This window comes from Gordonia sp. 852002-10350_SCH5691597, from assembly GCF_001665715.1.
GTDB classification, from domain to species: Bacteria; Actinomycetota; Actinomycetes; order Mycobacteriales; family Mycobacteriaceae; genus Gordonia; species Gordonia sputi.
Window position 1 is genome coordinate 1 of record NZ_LZMO01000097.1, and the last position, 15,311, is coordinate 15,311.

Annotated in this window: 15 protein-coding genes and 3 pseudogenes; 9 read left to right on the forward strand and 9 right to left on the reverse strand. The window is 65.5% G+C overall.

Annotated elements, in window-relative coordinates; translation table 11 throughout:
• Positions 1-68 precede the first annotated feature (68 nt).
• On the forward strand, positions 69-1,286 hold the full coding sequence (locus tag A5777_RS07115; RefSeq protein WP_064862138.1) for a low temperature requirement protein A: 1,218 nt from the start codon (positions 69-71) through the stop codon (positions 1,284-1,286).
• A gap of 72 nt (positions 1,287-1,358) precedes the next feature.
• A complete protein-coding gene (gene purD, locus A5777_RS07120) occupies positions 1,359-2,612 on the forward strand; it encodes a phosphoribosylamine--glycine ligase (protein WP_197502310.1) in 1,254 nt (417 codons plus the stop codon).
• 13 nt (positions 2,613-2,625) lie between these two features.
• Here purD and A5777_RS07125 read toward each other — a convergent pair whose 3' ends face one another.
• The 4 genes from A5777_RS07125 to A5777_RS07140 all read right to left on the reverse strand — a co-directional run bounded on the left by A5777_RS07125 (position 2,626) and on the right by A5777_RS07140 (position 4,973).
• Positions 2,626-3,609 (reverse strand): alpha/beta hydrolase, encoded by a 984-nt coding sequence (locus tag A5777_RS07125; protein ID WP_064862139.1) that lies wholly within the window; start codon positions 3,607-3,609, stop codon positions 2,626-2,628.
• Between the two features lie 26 nt (positions 3,610-3,635).
• Positions 3,636-4,028: a DUF302 domain-containing protein gene (locus A5777_RS07130; protein ID WP_005207430.1), complete on the reverse strand. Its 393-nt coding sequence runs from the start codon at positions 4,026-4,028 to the stop codon at positions 3,636-3,638.
• 26 nt (positions 4,029-4,054) lie between these two features.
• Complete coding sequence (locus A5777_RS07135; protein WP_005207431.1) at positions 4,055-4,321, reverse strand: metal-sensitive transcriptional regulator; 267 nt, start codon at positions 4,319-4,321, stop codon at positions 4,055-4,057.
• A 100-nt stretch (positions 4,322-4,421) separates the two neighbouring features.
• Positions 4,422-4,973 (reverse strand): TetR/AcrR family transcriptional regulator; helix-turn-helix transcriptional regulator, encoded by a 552-nt coding sequence (locus A5777_RS07140; RefSeq protein ID WP_231894980.1) that lies wholly within the window; start codon positions 4,971-4,973, stop codon positions 4,422-4,424.
• A 120-nt stretch (positions 4,974-5,093) separates the two neighbouring features.
• Here A5777_RS07140 and A5777_RS07145 point away from each other — a divergent pair, with 120 nt between their 5' ends.
• The 4 genes from A5777_RS07145 to purB all read left to right on the forward strand — a co-directional run bounded on the left by A5777_RS07145 (position 5,094) and on the right by purB (position 8,618).
• A complete protein-coding gene (locus A5777_RS07145) occupies positions 5,094-5,999 on the forward strand; it encodes an SDR family oxidoreductase (protein ID WP_005207433.1) in 906 nt (301 codons plus the stop codon).
• 80 nt (positions 6,000-6,079) lie between these two features.
• Positions 6,080-6,691 carry a TetR/AcrR family transcriptional regulator gene (locus A5777_RS07150; RefSeq protein ID WP_005207434.1) on the forward strand — a complete coding sequence of 204 codons (612 nt, stop codon included), beginning with the start codon at positions 6,080-6,082 and terminating at the stop codon, positions 6,689-6,691.
• A complete protein-coding gene (locus A5777_RS07155; RefSeq protein WP_231894981.1) occupies positions 6,688-7,116 on the forward strand; it encodes a hypothetical protein in 429 nt (142 codons plus the stop codon). The genes A5777_RS07150 and A5777_RS07155 overlap by 4 nt, the downstream gene beginning before the upstream one ends.
• Before the next feature lie 74 nt (positions 7,117-7,190).
• Complete coding sequence (gene purB, locus A5777_RS07160) at positions 7,191-8,618, forward strand: adenylosuccinate lyase (protein WP_064862133.1); 1,428 nt, start codon at positions 7,191-7,193, stop codon at positions 8,616-8,618.
• A gap of 136 nt (positions 8,619-8,754) precedes the next feature.
• On the opposite strand, the gene A5777_RS07165 is transcribed toward purB, so the two are convergent.
• A complete protein-coding gene (locus A5777_RS07165; RefSeq protein ID WP_039856296.1) occupies positions 8,755-9,033 on the reverse strand; it encodes a SelT/SelW/SelH family protein in 279 nt (92 codons plus the stop codon).
• 94 nt (positions 9,034-9,127) lie between these two features.
• On the opposite strand from A5777_RS07165, the gene A5777_RS07170 reads away from it, so the two are divergent.
• Both A5777_RS07170 and A5777_RS07175 read left to right on the forward strand, forming a co-directional pair.
• Complete coding sequence (locus A5777_RS07170; protein ID WP_064862134.1) at positions 9,128-10,018, forward strand: phosphoribosylaminoimidazolesuccinocarboxamide synthase; 891 nt, start codon at positions 9,128-9,130, stop codon at positions 10,016-10,018.
• A 7-nt stretch (positions 10,019-10,025) separates the two neighbouring features.
• The gene (locus tag A5777_RS07175; RefSeq protein ID WP_064862135.1) at positions 10,026-12,218 is read left to right on the forward strand and encodes a S9 family peptidase; all 2,193 of its coding nucleotides are present in this window, start codon (positions 10,026-10,028) and stop codon (positions 12,216-12,218) included.
• 74 nt (positions 12,219-12,292) lie between these two features.
• On the opposite strand, the gene A5777_RS07180 is transcribed toward A5777_RS07175, so the two are convergent.
• Positions 12,293-13,852, reverse strand: coding sequence for a DHA2 family efflux MFS transporter permease subunit (locus tag A5777_RS07180; RefSeq protein WP_064862136.1), 1,560 nt, complete (start codon positions 13,850-13,852; stop codon positions 12,293-12,295).
• The gene (locus A5777_RS07185; RefSeq protein ID WP_064862137.1) at positions 13,849-14,376 is read right to left on the reverse strand and encodes a MarR family winged helix-turn-helix transcriptional regulator; all 528 of its coding nucleotides are present in this window, start codon (positions 14,374-14,376) and stop codon (positions 13,849-13,851) included. The genes A5777_RS07180 and A5777_RS07185 overlap by 4 nt, the downstream gene beginning before the upstream one ends.
• Positions 14,377-14,504: 128 nt before the next feature.
• Here A5777_RS07185 and A5777_RS07190 point away from each other — a divergent pair.
• Positions 14,505-14,957 (forward strand): annotated as a pseudogene (locus A5777_RS07190) (glutathione peroxidase); the annotation flags it as partial.
• On the opposite strand, the pseudogene A5777_RS24070 reads toward A5777_RS07190, so the two are convergent.
• Together A5777_RS24070 and A5777_RS25325 are read right to left on the reverse strand one after the other, a co-directional pair.
• Positions 14,943-15,032, reverse strand: a pseudogene (locus tag A5777_RS24070) (phosphoribosylformylglycinamidine synthase subunit PurS); the annotation flags it as partial. The pseudogenes A5777_RS07190 and A5777_RS24070 overlap by 15 nt on opposite strands.
• Before the next feature lie 165 nt (positions 15,033-15,197).
• A pseudogene (locus A5777_RS25325) lies at positions 15,198-15,311 on the reverse strand (glutathione peroxidase); the annotation flags it as partial.

Here is a 15,311-nt window from a genome sequence, read left to right on the forward strand (position 1 = left end):
GACGTCGACGCCCCTCGACGTTTAAGGTTCTGATCGTGGCATTGACGATCGGACATCGACTGAGTCGGATGACGGGCCGGGACCCGCACGAGGAACGACGCTCGGCGACCAACCTCGAGTTGTTCTTCGACCTCGTTTTCGTGGTGATCTTCTCGGTGGCGGGTACGCAGGTGGCCCACTACCTCGCGGAAGGTCACTGGCGCACCGCCTACTTCGGATACGTCCTCTGCACGTTCGCCGCGATCTGGGCGTGGATCAACTTCAGTTGGTTCGCCTCCGCATTCGACACCGACGACTGGTTCTTCCGCGTCATGGTGCTGGTGCAGATGGTCGGCGTCGCGATCCTCGCGTTGGGGGTCGCGCCGGTGTTCAGCTCGATCGACAACAACCAGCACGTCGACATCCGCGTCGTCGTGATTGGGTACGTGGTCATGCGTCTGGGGTTGGTCACCCAGTGGCTGCGCGCGGCGTCGCAGAGTCCGCGATACCGCAAGACCTGCCTGACCTATGCGTTGATGATCCTCATCGCGCAGATCCTGTGGGTGATCGTCGCGATCGTCGATCTGTCGCTGTGGCCGACGATCATCGCGATCGCGGTGTGCGCGTTCGTCGAATATCTCGGGCCGTACGTGGCGGAGACACGCTTCACGTCGACGCCGTGGCATCCACATCACATCGCCGAGCGCTATTCGGCACTGACCATCGTCACCCTCGGTGAAGGTGTCGTCGGCACCGTGGCGATCTTGCAGGCGGTGGTCGAGGAGGAGGGCTGGACGACCGAGTCGGCGGTCTTCGGTCTCTCTGCGATGGTCATGATCTTCGCGATGTGGTGGATCTATTTCACCGTCCCGGTCGGCGATGCGCTGCATCTCAACCAGAGCAAATGCTTCCAGTGGGGCTATGGACACACCGTGATCTTCATGTCGGCCGCGGCAACCGGAGCCGGCCTCGAGGTGGCAGCACTCTGGACCGAGCACGAGGCGAAGATCAGCGCGGGTGCTGTCGTGGCATGTGTCGCGGTGCCGTTGGGTATCTACTGTCTGTCTGTTCTCGGCATGTACGACTACCTGGTGAAATTCGATCCGGTCTCGCTGCTGTGTGCGGTCGGAGCCGTTGCGCTACTCGTCGCCGGGGTGTGGATGGCATTCGCCGGGGTCTCGCTGACGATCTCCGTCGTGGTGGTCGCGTTGGCGCCGGTCTTCATCGTGATCGTCGACGAGGCGTTCCGCGTGCCGCGGCGCGCGCAAGCGCTCGTCGACATGGGACTCGACGTCGTGGTGTCGTGAGGTCGCTGCGCCGCGTCGACGCCGCCCCACCTGTGCTGCTTCGCGCGCACTCCAACCACTAGAGTCGTGGGCGTGCGCGTACTAGTCATCGGCTCGGGCGGCCGTGAACACGCCCTGCTCCTCGGCCTGTCCCGCGATCCGTCGGTCACCGAACTGCACGTCGCGCCCGGTAACGCGGGGACTGCGTCGATCGCCACCAATCACGCCGTCGACGTCGTGTCGGCCGACGGTGTGCTGGCCCTCGCGCGTCAGCTCGACGCCGATCTCGTTGTCATCGGCCCCGAGGTGCCGCTGGTTCTCGGTGTGGCCGACGTGCTGCGCGACGCCGGGTTCGCGACGTTCGGCCCCGGTGCACAAGCGGCACAGATCGAGGGATCGAAGGCCTTCGCCAAAGACGTCATGGCCGCGGCCGGTGTCCGTACCGCGCACAGCGAGGTCGTCGACAACCCGGCCAAACTCGACGCCGCTCTTGATCGCTTCGGCCCGACCTGGGTGGTCAAGGACGACGGTTTGGCCGCGGGCAAGGGCGTCGTCGTGACCACCGACCGCGCGGCCGCACGTAGTCACGCGGCCGAATGCCTCGAGATCGGACACCCGGTCCTGCTCGAGAGCTTCCTCGACGGACCAGAGGTCTCGCTGTTCTGCCTGGTCGACGGCGAGACCGTGGTACCGCTGATCCCCGCGCAGGACCACAAGCGCGTCGGCGACAACGACACCGGACCCAACACCGGTGGCATGGGTGCCTACACGCCGCTGCCGTGGCTACCCGACGAGGTGACCGCGCAGATCGTCGACGATGTGGTCAAACCTGTTGCCGCAGAGCTGGTTCGACGCGGCACGCCGTTCTCCGGGTTGCTGTACGCCGGACTCGCGATCGGCAAGGACGGACCGTCCGTCGTCGAATTCAATTGTCGCTTCGGCGATCCCGAGACGCAGGCGGTACTCGCACTGCTGAAATCGCCTCTGGGACAAGCACTCAACGCGACGGCAACCGGCACCCTGGCCGATCTGCCCCCACTGGAGTGGGAGGACGGCGCGGCGGTCATCGTGGTGGTCGCAGCGGAGAACTACCCGGGTAAGCCGCGCACGGGCGACGTGATCATCGGCGCAGGCGGCGAGGGCGTGCTGCACGCGGGCACGGCAGTCGACGCCTCCGGTGCCGTGGTGTCGTCGGGAGGTCGGGTACTCGGAGTGCTCGGTGTGGGTGCCGACCTCGCCGAGGCGCGCGCCCAGGCGTACGAGCGGATCGACGCGATCAAGCTGCCGGGCTCGCATCACCGCACCGACATCGGCAAGGCCGCGCTCGACGGTGAGATCAGTATCTGACCTCACGGTCGCTCTAACGGGCCAGTTCGCGCCCGAGGAATGCCACCTGATCGGGAAGAACGCTGCGCCAGTAGCGATTTGTGTGTCCGCCCGCCGCCGTGCCGAATGCCGCGGGTGGGTGCAGCCCCGCCGCCCACTGGCGGGTGTAGGTGAAGAACTGATCGCTCGACCCGATGGTGATCAGTAGGGGGATCTTGTCGAACGCGCGCTGCTGGCCGAACAGCGAGTTGCGCTGATAGTCGTCGAAGCTGTCGAAGGCGCGCTGAGGGAAATTGTTCGGATCTGCCCACAGCGCAGGCGAACTCACCGCGATCGCGGCCACGCGAGGTGCGCCGAGCAGTGCTCCGAGGCGCAGCGCCCCGTAACCGCCCATCGACCACCCGAAGAGGCCGAGCCGCTCGGTCGAGAGGTCGAGTTCGCGGTTGCTCGCCAGCATCGGGATGAACTCGTCGAGAACCATTGCGCCGCCATCGGTTCCGTCGACGCGCGCGTGCCAGTAGTTGCGCGCGCCGTCGACAGCGGCAATCGCGAACGGCGCATTGCCCGCGTCGACGTACTCCTGCAGCACGGTCTGGATGCTGAGCTTGCTGGTGAAGATCGACTGCTCGTTGGTGTTCAACGCGTGCAGGACCACCACGACGGGAAGCGTGCCGGTCACACCCGAGGGGCGTGCGACGGCCCAACGTGTTGGCCGACCACCCATCTTGGCGGAGACGAAAGTCCCGGTGATCAGCTTCGGGCCCTCGGCGATCGGCGCGGGCGAGGTCTCGACGGGCAGCTCGTCGTCGGCGGAACGAGGGACCGCCGCTCGACGCTCGTCGACCGTCACCGCGTCCGACCGCGAGCACGCCGACAGCGACAACGCAGACAGGGCTCCGATAGCTGAGACGCCCAGTGCGGACGCGAGAACAGCCCGGCGGTTGGGCTGCGCCGACGGTGCGTCGGAGGCGGTGTCGGCGCGCGAGGTTCGCTCGGTGGCCGGGTGATCGGTGCTCATCGAGTTCACAGGATAGTGGGCACCGGCTAGATTGCGGCGATCGCCGCCTTCAGTTTCGTCGACGCCTCGGCGGCCACGTCGGGCAGCCCCGGTGCATCGGCGACCGCGACCATGATGTCGGGGTTCATCGCTTCGACGATCACCTCGCCCGTGACCTCGGGATTTGCCCGGACGACCACATTGCACGGCAGCAGCAGACCGATCTGCCGTTCGACGCCGAGCGCGCGATGTGCGAGACCGGGATTACACGCACCGAGGATCAGGTACGGCTCGATGTCTTCGTCGAGCTTCTTCTTCAACGTCGCGGTGACGTCGATCTCGGTCAGCACCCCGAATCCCTGCTCGCCCAGTGCCTCGCGAGTGCGGGCGACGGCGTCGTCGAAGTCGGTGGTGAGGGTGGTGGAGTAGCCGAGTTGCATGGCGCTTCCTTTCTGTGTTGCTGATCTCAGGCCAGGGCGAGGAAGAGCTTCTCGAGCTGCTCTTCGGTCATGGGTTCCGTCGTCGCCTCGTCGCCCGTGAGGCATTCACGCAGGCCCGTGGCGACGATCTTGAACCCGGCGCGATCGAGTGCACGCGAGACCGCGGCGAGCTGCGTGACGACGTCCTTGCAGTCGCGGCCCTGCTCGATCATCGAGATCACGCCCGCGAGCTGCCCGTGCGCACGGCGCAATCTGTTGAGTACGACGGTGATTGCTTCGTCGTCGCCGACCATGTGCGCCTCCTCGGGTGGCTGGGTATGCCTTTCACTATACCCCTGGGGGTATCCAAGTAATCGTGGACCACCATACTCGACGGTGCACTGCGCAACGCTGTTACGGCCGCTGAACGGTGGATTCGCCTGCCACGCTTCGCAACTCGCCGACCGTGTCGAGGACGAGTGTGCCGAGTTCCGCATCGCTGCCGTCTGCGAGCCAGCGGTCGAACGCCGCGGTGAATGCCGCAATCGCCATGTCGGACGCCAGCCGTGCGCGCACGGGGCCGTGGCCGCGGGTTTCCAGTGCCACGGTCAGTGCGTCTGCGAGCGCGGTCATCTTGAGTAGTTCCCGTTCGTGTAGCTCGGGAGTCGCGTCGATGATTCGCTGCCGGGTTCGAGCGTGGTCGAGCCTGTCGACGAAGAACCGGCTGCTCGCCGCTGCGAGAGCGTGGGCTGCGGCGTCGAGCGGACCAACGCCCGCGGGAGTATCGGAGACCGCTTCGACCGTCGCCCGCTCGAGGGTGCGCTCGCGGTCGAACAGCACCTCGCGTTTGTCCCCGAAGTGCCGATAGAAGGTCCGCTCGGTGACGTCGGCACGCTCGGTGATGTCGGCGACCGAGGTCTCGTCGAAACCCTTCTCGAGGAACAACTCGATCGCGGCAGTCTGCATCCGCTCCCGCGATCCTTTCGGCCATCGACCCATCCGGCCAGGATAGCGCGATGACAGAATCTGACATCAGGCGTACCGTGAGTGATGTCAGATCATGTCATCACAACGAAGAGGCTTGTCATGCGCGTTTTTCTCACCGGTGCGTCGGGACATATCGGGTCCGCACTCATACCTGAGCTCATTGCGGCAGGCCACAGCGTCGTCGGACTTGCTCGCTCTGACGACGCGGCCGCGCTGGTGGCCGACCGCGGGGCGGAGGTCGTCCGTGGTGGACTCGACGACCTCGATGTCTTGAGTGCCGCCGCGTCGGACTCCGACGGTGTCATCCACCTCGCCTTCCGTCACGACCTCATGCAGGTCGGCGACATGGCAGGCGCCGCAGACTCCGACCTCGCGGCTCTCACGGCCATCGGCGACGCCGTGCGCGGCACCGGCAAACCCCTGGTGGGTACATCCGGAACACTTCTCTTGGCCGCTTTCGGCATCACCGGACGCCCCGGCACCGAGGAGGATGCGTTTCCTTCGGGGTACCGGATCGACTCCGAGAACTTCGTGATCGGACTCGCCGACGACGATGTGCGGTCGTCGGTGGTGCGGCTACCTCCGACCGTGCACTCCGACCTCGACCGCCACGGCTTCGTCCCCGGATTGATCGGATTCGCGCGTACCGCGGGCTCGTCGGGATACCTGGGTGACGGACACAACCGGTGGCCCGCGGTGCACACCCGCGACGCGGCGCGTGTCTATCGCCGTGCGCTCGAATCCGCGCCGGCGGGCACCCGGCTGCACGCGGTAGCCGATGAGGGTGTGCCGTTCCGGGAGATCGCCGCGGCCATCGGGCGGGGACTCGACGTCCCGGTGGTGTCGGTTCCCGCGGACAGGGCTGCTGACGTATTCGGTTATCTCGCAGGCTTCGTCGGCGTTGACAATCCGACGTCGTCGACGCTGACGCGTGAACTGCTCGGCTGGGAGCCGGAGTTCCCGGGTCTGCTCAGCGACCTCGCCGATGGGCACTACTTCACCTGATACGCAATGTGTGGCCAACGCGTGTGATCACGAGGTCGAGATTTGCGAAAGCCAACCGCGTAGTGAGATCGCTTGGCAGCATGGGGGCCATGACGGCGGCGACTACTCCCAAGGGAGAGCGCAGGCGGTCGCGTCTCATCGCGGCTGCCGGAGAGTTGTTGCTGGAAGGCGGCTTCGACGCCGTGCGTCACCGAGCAGTTGCCGATCGTGCGCAATTGCCACTCGCGTCGACCACGTACTACTTCGGCTCACTCGAAGACCTGATGGCCGAGGCCGCGGCGTTCGTCTCGCGGGCCGACGAACAGGCGATCGTCGATCGGGGCGAAGCGGTTGCGCGGCGTCGTCGAGGAGGGCACGCGACCGCGGAGATCCTCGCCGATGTCTTCGTCGGCGAGGACACCCCGCACGACGAGCTGGCGGCCCGCTACGAGATGATCGCGCTCACACCGAGATACCCACGGCTCTACGACGTCGTGGCCGCGCGACGTGCGACGCTCGCCTCGACACACCTCGTCGTGCTCGACAGATCGGGACGGTTGGCGCGGGCGGCGCACATCGAGAATCTCATCGCCATCGAAGACGGGGCCGTTCTCGGTGCACTCGGTAATGGATCGTCGCCGGTCGACGCGACGCGCGATGCGCTCGGTGAGGTCGTCGACGTACTGGCCCCGCGATTGGAGGATTCACAGTGACGGATCGGCAGACTGCCGCAGCGTGGCACCGCGTGATCGGTCGGGTTGTGGCGACCGTCGTCGTCGCGGTCGGCGTACTCGTCGGAGCGTTGTCGGCGCAGGGTGCGGCGTCGGCCGACCCGGTCCAGGCGCCCGATCCGGGAGTTCCGTTCTCATCGGTGGTCTACGGAACCGGATGCACGTATTGGCTGACGGGACTGGTGAACTCGCGCGGGACGGTCACGTTCTGGGAGGGCAGGAAGGGCTACACGCCACGGCTCATCGGGAGCGCCGAGCCCGCGGGTGGACAGGCCACGGTGAAGTGGATTCCGCGGCGGATCGGCGACAGATACCTCTACACGAAACAGAAGAATGTGCGGTCGAAGCTGACGCTGGCACGGGTGCATCAGGGCTACGGCTCCGGCGGGACGTGCATCGCGATCTGAGCCGGCGCCCGTTGCCGGTGCGCGGCCATACGCCCGTGGAGGGCGACTGCCGACCGCACGACTAGACTGTTGACGTGTCGAAACCTGCCATCACCAATGTTCTGGCCAGTCGATATGCGTCTGCCGACCTCGCCGAGATCTGGTCGGCGACCAACAAGATCGCGCTCGAACGCCGCCTGTGGCTGGCCGTTCTGAAGGCGCAGCAGGATCTGGGGATCGACGTCCCCGCCGGTGCGGTCGCCGACTACGAGGCCGTCATCGACCAGATCGACCTCGCGTCGATCGCCGAGCGTGAGCGCGTCACCCGCCACGACGTGAAAGCGCGCATCGAAGAGTTCAACGCGCTCGCCGGGCACGAGCAGATCCACAAGGGCATGACGAGCCGCGACCTCACCGAGAACGTCGAGCAGTTGCAGGTCCTGCAGTCGTTGCGTCACGTGTACGCGCACGGCATCACGGTGCTCGCACGACTCGTCGAGCATGCTGCGCAGTACAGCTCGACGGTGATGGCCGGACGCAGTCACAACGTCGCCGCGCAGGCCACGACGTTGGGCAAGAGGTTTGCCTCCGCTGCCGACGAGTTCATGATCGCGTTGCAGCGCGTCGACGAAACCATCGACCGCTATCCGCTGCGTGGCGTCAAGGGGCCGATGGGTACCAGCCAGGACATGCTCGACCTGTTGGGCGGCGACGCGTCGAAGCTCGCCGAACTCGAATCGCGTGTCGCCGGGCATCTCGGATTCGCGCGATCGCTCACATCTGTCGGCCAGATCTACCCGCGCTCGCTCGATCACGACGTCGTGTCTGCCCTGGTGCAGGTGGGTGCGGGGCCGTCGTCGTTGGCGCACACGATCCGGCTGATGGCGGGCCACGAGCTGGTCACCGAGGGCTTTCAGCCGGGCCAGGTCGGGTCGTCGGCGATGCCGCACAAGATGAACACGCGCAGCTGTGAGCGTGTCAACGGCCTGCAGGTGGTGCTGCGCGGCTACGGCTCGATGGCTGCCGAACTCGCCGGCGCGCAGTGGAACGAGGGCGACGTGTTCTGCTCGGTCGTTCGACGCGTCGCGCTGCCGGACGCCTTCTTCGCGATCGACGGCATGCTGGAGACCTTCCTGACCGTGCTCGCCGAGTTCGGCGCATACCCCGCGGTCATCGAGAAGGAATTGGCCCGTTACCTGCCGTTCCTCGCGACCACCAAGGTGCTGATGGCGTCGGTGCGGGCGGGCGTGGGGCGCGAGACCGCGCACGAGGCGATCAAGGAGAACGCCGTCGCGGTTGCGCTTGCGATGCGGGAGGAAGGTCGCGAGCCCGACCTGCTCGATCGCCTCGCCGCCGACGACCGCATCCCCCTCGACCGCGCCCAGCTCGACGCGCTACTCGACGACAAGGAGGCGTTCGTCGGAGCCGCAGGCCGCCAGGTCGCCGACGTCATCGCCGCCGCCGAGAAGCTCATCGCCGACAACCCCGAGGCCGCCAACTACGTGCCCGCACCCATCCTCTAGGCGCCGCATCCAGCCGGTTGAGCCGTGTCGCCGCTGGTTGAGCTGTGCCGCCGCTGGTTGAGCTGTGCCGCCGCTGGTTGAGTCGTGCCGCCGCTGGTTGAGCTGTGCCGCCGCTGGTTGAGCTTGTCGAAACCACTCACTTCTTTTCGGAGTGTCCGAGTTGCCAGTCGGGCAGCGCGGTGTCGCGCAGGCGGCGCTTGAGTTCGGCGGCGTCGGGGAACCCGCCGTCGGCCTTGCGTTCCCAGAGCTGCGTCCCGTCGACGTCGATGCGGAAGATGCCGCCGGTGCCGGGCACCAGGGTCACCGAGCCGAGGTCGGTGCCGAAGGTGCTCAGCAGCTCGGACGCCATCCAGCTCGCGCGCAGCAGCCAGTTGCACTGCGTGCAGTAGGTGATGGTGATCGCGGGAGAGGTCATGTGCCTACGGTCCCACAGAGTGGGCCGGGGGTCCGAGGTCTCGGCCACCAACCCGAACATGTCTCCGCGCCGGCGCAGCATCTAAGGTCGAAGCATGCGTCCAGCTCTCGATTCGTACACCTTTGTGGCCTCGGGCAAGGTGCGCGAGATCTATCAGATCGATTCCGACACCCTCCTCATGGTCGCCAGCGACCGCATCTCGGCGTACGACTTCGTGCTCTCACCCGAGATACCCGACAAGGGCCGCATCCTCACCGCGATGAGCTTCTTCTGGTTCGACGCGCTCGGCGTGCCCAACCACCTTGCCGGTGGTCCCGACGACGAGCGCATACCCGCCGAGCTCGTCGGTCGTTCGATGGTGGTCCACAAGCTGCCGATGGTGCCCGTCGAATGTGTCGCCCGCGGGTATCTCACCGGGTCCGGTCTCATCGACTACAACAAGACCGGCGCGGTGTGCGGCGTCGTACTGCCGTCGGGTCTGCGCGAGGCCGACAAACTGCCGCAGCCGATCTTCACTCCCGCGACCAAGGCGGAGCAGGGTGATCACGACGAGAACATCACGTTCGAGCAGGCGGCAGACGTCGTCGGTGCCGAGCTCGCCGACTCCCTCCGTACCGCGACGCTCGACATCTACGGCAGGGGAGCCGATCTCGCCGCGGATCGCGGAATCATCCTTGCCGACACCAAGTTCGAGTTCGGGCAAACCCCCGACGGCTCGCTCGTCCTTGCCGACGAGGTGTTGACCCCCGACTCGTCCCGGTACTGGGACGCCACCTCGTACACGCCGGGACATGTACAACCCAGCTTCGACAAGCAGATCGTCCGCAACTGGCTGACCTCGGCGGCGTCGGGTTGGGACCGATCGTCCGACAATCCACCACCCAGCTTGCCCGCCGACGTCGTCGAGCGGACCCGCGCACGTTATATCGAAGCCTACGAACTGATTTCGCAGAAGTCGTTCGACGACTGGCCCGACCACGCATAGGAGACCTGTGACCGACGCACAACCCGGCAACGCTGCCACCCCGATCGCATCCGACACGGCGGTGCCGCCGGTAGCGAAGAAGGTTCGTACCGAGCGCACCCACCACGGCGACACCTTCGTCGACGAGTACGAGTGGCTGCGCGACAAGGACGACGCCGAGGTGATCGCCTTCCTCGAAGCCGAGAACGCCTACACGGAGGCGAATACGGCCCATCTCGCAGACCTGCGCGCCACCATCTTCGGCGAGATCAAGTCGCGCACCAAGGAAACCGACATGTCGGTGCCGGGCCGACGCGGCGGCTACTGGTACTACGGCCGCACGCAGGAGGGCAAGCAGTACGGCATCCAATGTCGTTGTCCCATAGTCGATGTCGACAACTGGACGCCACCCGAGGTCTCCGACGACGCCCCGCTGCCCGGCGAAGAGATTCTCCTCGACGCCAACGTCGAAGCCGAGGGGCATGAGTTCTTCAGCCTCGGGGCGCTAGCCATCAGTCACGACGGCAAGTGGCTCGCATACAGCACCGACGTCGTCGGTGACGAGCGATACACGTTGCGGTTCAAGAACCTCGAGACCGGCGACCTGCTTCCCGACGTCATCACCGACACCGCGGGCGGGGCGTCGTGGTCGCTCGACGCCAAGCACGTGTTCTATCAGACGGTCGACGCCGCATGGCGTCCGGATACGGTGTGGCGCCACGACATCGGGGCGGGCACCGACGACGTCAAGGTATTCCACGAGCCCGACGAGCGGTACTGGGTTGGCATGGGTTCCACGCGCAGCGACAAGTACCTGATGATCGTGACGGGATCGAAGATCACGTCCGAGTGCTTCGTGCTCGACGCCGCCGATCCGACGGGTGAATTCCGCAGTGTCGCACCACGCGTCGAGGGCGTCGAATACTCGGTGGAGCACGCCGAGATCTCCGGTCGCGACTACTTCTTGATCGTGCACAACGACATTCGCGACGGCGAGAAGGCCGAGGACTTCGCGATCGATATCGCGCCCGTCGACGACCCCTCTGCCCGAACCGAATTCATCGGCCACCGCCGCGGCGTCCGCATCGAGGACATCGACGCCTTCCGTGACTACCTCGTCCTGTCGTATCGCGCCGACGCGCTGCCGCGGGTCTCGATCGCGGATCTCCGTCGGATCGACGGGATGCCGGTGGCCGAGGACTTCATCGAAGTCGCAGTCGCGCAGGAGCTGTTCTCGCTGGGGCTTGCGGGCAATCGCGAATGGGCAACGCCCCGTCTGCGTTTCGGGTACGGCAGCTTCATTGAGCCCGCCGAACTGTTCGAGCTCGACGTCGAAACCGGTGAACGCACGCTGCTCAAGCGGCAGCCGGTGCTCGGCGGCTACAACCCCGACGAGTACGAGCAGTCGCGCGAATGGGCAACGGCCGCAGACGGAACGCGGATCCCGCTGTCGATCGTCCGACGCAAGGGCGTCGGCGTGGACGACAGTGGGAGTCCGTCGCCCGCACCGTTGTTGCTCTACGGCTACGGCTCGTACGAGGCCAGTTTCGACCCGGGCTTCTCCGTGTCGCGGTTGTCGATGCTCGACCGCGGCGTCGTGTTCGTGCTCGCGCACGTGCGCGGCGGCGGCGAGATGGGGCGCCACTGGTACGAGAACGGCAAGACGCTCACCAAGAAGAACACCTTCACCGACTTCGTCGACTCGGCGCGGTATCTGGTCGAGAAGGGTTGGACGACTCCGCAACAGATGGTGGCAGAGGGGGGCTCGGCCGGCGGTCTGTTGATGGGTGCGGTGGCGAATCTCGCGCCCGAGTTGTTCAACGGCATCCTGGCGTCGGTACCGTTTGTCGACGCGCTGAACTCGATCCTCGATCCGTCGTTACCGCTGACGGTGATCGAGTGGGACGAGTGGGGCGATCCGCTGCACGATCCCGAGGTCTACGAGTACATGAAGTCGTACTCACCCTACGAGAACGTTACCGCGCAGCCGTACCCGTCGATCCTGGCGGAGACGTCGCTCAACGACACCCGGGTGATGTATACCGAGGCCGCGAAATGGGTTGCCAAGCTTCAGGCATTAAGCACCTCAGGTGCTCCGATCCTGCTCAAGACGGAGATGTCGGCGGGCCACGGTGGCGTCAGCGGGCGCTACAAGCAGTGGGAGGAAGTCGCTTTCGAGCTGGCGTGGATCCTGCAGCAGACCGGTGCGCTGACCGACTAGCGGTTCCCACAACGCAAGGTTGCCCCTGGCTGCGGATATCGCAACCAGGGGCAACCTGTATCAAGGTTCTCCGGTCAGTGCATGACGATCGGTGCGCGATCCACGTCCTCTTCGACGAGCGGCGAGGCGATCTTCTTGCGCGGCAGGAAGAACGCCGGGATGATCGTCACCGCGATCAGCGCGACCGCCACGATGAACGTGGCACCGAACGCCTCGGCTGCCCAACTGAACCACTGGCCCGGCGGGTTCTGCGGGGCCTGCCCGGCCTTGACCAGGAGGTCGTACTTCTCCGGCGCGGCATTCGACGCGATCGCCAGTTGCGATTCCGCGTGCGCCTTGAGGTTGGTCGCCAGGATCACCGAGATCACCGCGGTACCGATCGACGAGGCCGTCTGCTGGACGACGTTCATCAGCGTCGAACCGTCGGGAACCTGCTTGTTGCTCAGGGTCGCCAGCGCGGCCGACATGATCGGCATCATGGTCATGCCCATGCCGAGACCCTGGACGAACAGCGCGCCACACAGCAGCCAATACGGGGTGTCGGCTCCGAGGAACATGAACGTGCCCATGCCGACGGCCATCAGAACGATGCCGACGAGCACGAATTTGCCGGGTCCGATCTTGTCGGTCATCTTGCCCGCCACCGGCATGGTGATCATCGCGCCGATACCCTGCGGGGCCAACAGCAAGCCTGCCGCGAGGGTGCTTTCACCGCGGATGCCGATGAAGTACTGCGGGTACAGCAGCGCCGCGCCGAAGAAGGCGATCATGAAGAACGTCATCGTGATGACGGCGATGGCGAGTGTCTTGTTCTTGAACAGACGCAGATCGAGCAGCGGGTGGTTCGTGTGCAGTGCGTGCCAGACGAATCCGATGATCAGGATCAGCCCGATGATCGACGTGGTCAAGACCTTGGTGTCGATGAACGTGCCCGCCTCGGTACTCGACGAGATCCCGTAGAGGAACAACGCGAGGCCAGGGGACAACAGCAACAGGCCCACGATGTCGATCTTCGGCTTCGACTTCTCGTCGTCGTTGCCCAGCGCGAACCACGAATAGACAAGCGCGACAACACCGATCGGCACGTTGATGAGGAACACCCAGTGCCAGCTGGCCTTCTCGATGAGTAGGCCACCGAGAATCGGACCCGCGATGGGGCCGAGCAGCATCGGAATACCGAGGACAGCCATCACCGAACCGACACGCTCAGGTCCGGCAGCCTTGGTCAGGATCATCATGCCGATCGGCATCAGCAGACCACCGCCGAGGCCCTGGATGACACGGAAAGCCACGAGCGAACCGATGTTCCACGCCAGCGCACAGAGCGCAGATCCGATGGTGAACAGGATCAACGACATCATGTAGACGTTCTTGGTGCCGAAACGCGCTGCGGCCCAACTCGATAACGGGATCACCGCGGCCAACGCGAGCGTGTAGCCGGTCATGGTCCACGCGGCACCTGCGGCGTCTGTGTTGAACTCGTTCTGGAAGGTGTTCTGCGCGACCGACACCACGGTGACGTCGAGGATCGACATGATCGCGCCGAGCACGACCACGCCGGCGATGACCAGCACGTGGCGATCGAGCTTGGTGTCCGGGGCGTGCGTTGGCGCCCCGGCGGATGAACTCGTCATGAGGGATCTTTCGGTTCGGAGGTGGACGGTGTCGCAGTGCGGGTCCTCGAGGACTCGCGGTCGAGAGTGAAGTAGTCGACGTCGGCGTCGACGATGTTCCGTAGTGCAGACGTCAGCGCGGCCCGGAATTCATCGGGCAGTCCATCGATGAATCGTCCGACGAGGTCTCGCTTGATGTCCAACTGTTTTTCGACTGTCTCGCGGCCCTGGTCGGTCAGCGTCACGAGCTTGACCCGACGATCGCCCGGATCCTCGCGACGATCGACCAACCCCGCCTGCACGAGCCTGTCGACGCTGCGACCCGCGGTCGCAATCGAGAGGTCGACGCACTCGGCGATCTCGTGGACGGGCATCGGTGCGTCGTGCATCGACACGACGAAAAGGGCGCGGAACTGCGTGAACGTCAGCTCTGACGCCGCGAGGGTGTCCATTGCCTCGGCTGTGCCGAGACACGAGAGACGCTCCAGAAAACTGCTGAGCGCATCACATGCGGCGTCGTTCTGGAGCGGAGCGGGAGCGGACACCGGAAAACACTAACGTCTCTGCAACTATCTCACCAACGCAAATGTATGTGAGATGTAACCTCGATCCGCACTCTCTGTGATCTGTGGCATACGCCCGTGTGTCGGCCTGCGTGACTACGCTCGAATCCATGTCGGAAACCAACATCAAGAACATCCCGGTCACCGCGCTCGACGGATCGGCGCTGAGCCTCGCGGACTTCTCCGGGCCGTTGCTCGTGGTCAACGTCGCGAGCAAGTGCGGCCTCACGCCGCAGTACGCGGGCCTCGAGGAGGTCGCCGAGAAGTACGCAGACCGCGGACTGACCGTCGTCGGCGTGCCCTGCAACCAGTTCATGAGCCAGGAGCCGGGCAGTGCCGAGGAGATCGCCACCTTCTGCTCGACCACCTACGGCGTGACCTTCCCGATGCTCGAGAAGACCGATGTCAACGGCGACGACCGGCATCCGCTGTACGCCGAGCTCACCAAGACCGAAGACGCCAGCGGAGAGGCAGGCGACGTGCAGTGGAACTTCGAGAAGTTCGTCGTCGACGCCGATGGCCATGTGACCACTCGCATCCGCCCGCGCACCGAGCCGACCGAGGGCTCCGACGATGGCCTGCCCCTGCGGATCGAGGATTTCGGCCTTGGGCATCACGTCGACCACCACTCGTGCCATCGGCTAGCGCTCCTCTTCTCACGTGACATCCGCTCGACGAGACGCCGACGGATTTTCGACGGCTCTCACCTTACCGTTCAACCCGCAACCTGCACTCTCCGGTCGCGGTTTGCCGATTCTGGGTTGACCTGGCGTGAAGTTGGCCCGGTCGTGGAATCGACCCGGTCAGAGCACCGCTTCGATGGCCTCGATCACGACGGGGTCGGTCGGCTCGGTGCGCGGGCGGATGCGAGTGGTCACATGGCCATCGGCGTCGACGACGAACTTCTCGAAGTTCCA